Below are 803 nucleotides of genomic sequence, written 5' to 3'. Positions count from 1 at the left end.
GTGAAATCGAGTAGGACGGGACACGTGATATCCTGTTTGAATATGGGGGGACCATCCTCCAAGGCTAAATACTCCTGACTGACCGATAGTGAACCAGTACCGTGAGGGAAAGGCGAAAAGAACCCCTGTGAGGGGAGTGAAATAGAACCTGAAACCGTGTACGTACAAGCAGTAGAAGCCCACTTGTTGGGTGACTGCGTACCTTTTGTATAATGGGTCAGCGACTTACTTTTAGTAGCAAGGTTAACCGTATAGGGGAGCCGTAGGGAAACCGAGTCTTAACTGGGCGCATAGTTGCTAGGAGTAGACCCGAAACCCGGTGATCTAGCCATGAGCAGGTTGAAGGTTGAGTAACATCAACTGGAGGACCGAACCCACTAATGTTGCAAAATTAGGGGATGACTTGTGGCTGGGGGTGAAAGGCCAATCAAACCGGGAGATAGCTGGTTCTCCCCGAAATCTATTTAGGTAGAGCCTCGGACGAATACTTACGGGGGTAGAGCACTGTTAAGGCTAGGGGGTCATCCCGACTTACCAACCCTTTGCAAACTCCGAATACCGTAAAGTACTATCCGGGAGACACACGGCGGGTGCTAACGTCCGTCGTGAAGAGGGAAACAACCCAGACCGCCGGCTAAGGTCCCAAAGTCATAGTTAAGTGGGAAACGAAGTGGGAAGGCTCAGACAGCCAGGATGTTGGCTTAGAAGCAGCCATCATTTAAAGAAAGCGTAATAGCTCACTGGTCGAGTCGGCCTGCGCGGAAGATGTAACGGGGCTAAACTATGCACCGAAGCCGCGGATG

The 803-nt window shown here is 51.2% G+C and carries 1 rRNA gene; it reads left to right on the top strand.

From position 1 onward, the window contains the following. Positions 1 to 803 (top strand): 23S ribosomal RNA (locus IEW52_RS15605); the annotation flags it as partial.

The organism is Oceanisphaera marina, from assembly GCF_014643915.1.
In the GTDB taxonomy this organism is placed as follows: Bacteria; Pseudomonadota; Gammaproteobacteria; order Enterobacterales; family Aeromonadaceae; genus Oceanimonas; species Oceanimonas marina.
This window is presented reverse-complemented; position numbering and strand designations above follow the sequence as displayed.